Raw genomic sequence first — 2,352 nt, 5'->3', positions numbered from 1 at the left:
GGCTGGCCCTGTCCTCCACCGCCATCGTCAGCAAGGAACTGACCAGCCTTGGCGAGATCTTCAGCAGCCACGGGCAGAACGCCATTGGCGTGCTGCTGTTCCAGGACGTGGTGGCGGTGCTGTTGCTGACCCTGGTGCCGGTCTTCGCCGGCAGCAGCGAGCACGCCTGGTACTGGGCCCTGCCGGCGACCCTGGGCAAGACCGTGGTGCTGTTCGTCGGCCTGCTGCTGGCAAGCCGCTGGCTGTTGCCGCGGCTGTTCCATGAAGTGGCCGCTTCGCACTCCGCCGAACTCTTTGTGCTGCTGGCCCTGGTGATCGTCCTGCTCACCGCCTGGCTTACCCACCTGCTGGGCCTGTCACCGGCTCTGGGGGCCTTCCTCGCCGGCATGCTGCTGGGGGAAAGCCATTACCGGCATCAGATCGAGGCCGACATCCGCCCGTTCCGCGACATTCTGCTGGGGCTGTTCTTCGTCAGCATCGGCATGCTCATCGACCTGCAACTGTTCATCGACCATGCCCTGCTGATCACCGGCCTGACCCTGGCCCTGCTGCTGATCAAGGGTTCGGTGGTGGCGACCCTGCTCAAGCTGCGCGGCAGCGATGGCGAAACCGCCTGGCGCAGCGGCCTGGCCCTGGCCCAGGGCGGTGAATTCTGCTTCGCCCTGATGGCGCAGATGCAGCTCAGCCAGATGATCCCGCCCGACATCAGCAGCCTGCTGCTGGCCGCCACCTTCTGCTCGATGCTGGTAACCCCGCTGTTGCTGCGAGCGGCGCCGGTCATCACCGCCCGCCTGCACCGCAAGCCCAACCAGGCCGCGCAACTGGAGGAAATCAGCGCGCAGAACGCCGAGCTGCAAGGCCATGTACTGATTTGCGGGTATGGCCGCGTCGGCCAGTCCATTGGCCGCTTCCTGCGCCACGAGCAACTGCGCTACATCGCCCTGGACGATGATCCGGTGCGGGTCCAGGAAGCGTCTGCGGGAGAAAGCTGCGTGCACTACGGCGACTGCCGGCGCGGCGACCTCCTGGCCGCAGTCGGCCTGGAACGGGCGCGGCTGCTGGTGATCGCAGTGGACAAGAGCGATATCGCGCTGACGGTGCTCAAGGCGGCGCGCCGCCTGGACCGCACGGTGCCGATCCTGGTGCGCACCCGCGATGACAGCCAGTTGGCGGAACTCAAGGCCGCCGGCGCCAACGAAGTGGTGCCCGAACTGCTGGAGTCGAGCCTGATGCTCGCCTCCCATGCCCTGATCATGCTCGGCCTGCCGGAGCAGCGAGTGCAGCGCACCGTGGATGAAGTGCGCCACAGCCGCTACCAACTGTTGCACGGCTTCTATCACGGCACCCAGAACAGCGCCCAGGACAACCGCGAACCGCCGGCAGTGCAGATGCACGCCGTCAGCCTCGACGCCGATGCCTACGCCTGCAACCGGCCATTGCAGGAGTTGGGCCTGGAGGCACTGGGCGTTGATATACGCGGGGTGCAACGCAATGGCAACGACCTGCCGCTGAACCCCAGCCCGCGCCTGCAAGCCGGCGACCGGGTGCTGGTGTCCGGCCCGCAGGCGGCCATCGAGGCTTGCGAAGCACGCCTGCAAGCCGGTTGAAGCCACCCAGACCAAACCCCGGGCGGCGAGCGCCCAGGGTCATCAATACCAGGGGCGTCGTCTCAGTCCTGGCTCACCGCGCCGATCTTGTGCAGCGACAGGTCGGCGCCGTAGTACTCCTGTTCCTGGGTCAGGCGCAGCCCGCAGACCGCCTTGATCACCCCATACACGGCCAGGCCGCCCAGCAGCGCCACCGCCACCCCAAGGCCGGTGCCGATCAACTGGCTGACCAGGCTGACCCCACCCAGGCCGCCCAGGGCACTCTGGCCAAAGATCCCGCAGGCAATGCCGCCCCATACACCGCACAGGCCATGCAACGGCCAGACCCCGAGCACGTCGTCGATCTTCCATTGACTCTGCGCGGCGATGAAGCACCAGACGAACAGCGCTCCGGCAATGGCGCCGGTGATCAAGGCGCCCACCGGGTGCATCAGGTCCGAGCCGGCGCAGATCGCCACCAGCCCGGCCAGCGGGCCGTTATGCAGGAAGCCCGGGTCGTTGCGGCCGACGATCAGCGCCGCCACCGTACCGCCCACCATGGCCATCAGCGAGTTCACCGCCACCAGCCCGCTGACGCCCTGCAAGGTCTGGGCGCTCATGACGTTGAAGCCGAACCAGCCGACAATCAGGATCCACGACCCCAGGGCCAGGAACGGAATGCTCGACGGCGCGAACGCCACCAGCTTGCCGTCGCGGTAGCGGCCATTGCGCGGCCCCAGCAACAGCACCGCGGCCAGGGCCAGCC

At 67.6% G+C, this 2,352-nt stretch carries 2 protein-coding genes; one reads left to right on the top strand and one right to left on the bottom strand.

What is annotated here, in order from left to right; genetic code table 11:
• Positions 1 to 1,607 (top strand): cation:proton antiporter (locus F6S12_RS31210; RefSeq protein ID WP_315869802.1); only part of this gene is annotated, 1,607 nt, incomplete at its 5' end.
• A gap of 62 nt (positions 1,608 to 1,669) precedes the next feature.
• Here the strand turns inward: F6S12_RS31210 and F6S12_RS31205 are convergent.
• Positions 1,670 to 2,352: ammonium transporter (locus F6S12_RS31205; protein ID WP_409999881.1), on the bottom strand; the 683-nt coding region annotated here is incomplete at its 5' end.

The sequence above is a fragment of the Pseudomonas sp. JV245A genome (genome assembly GCF_032424515.1).
GTDB lineage: Bacteria > Pseudomonadota > Gammaproteobacteria > Pseudomonadales > Pseudomonadaceae > Aquipseudomonas > Aquipseudomonas protegens.
The sequence above is the reverse complement of the archived record's forward strand: the minus strand, read 5'-3'. Positions and strand labels throughout refer to the sequence as shown.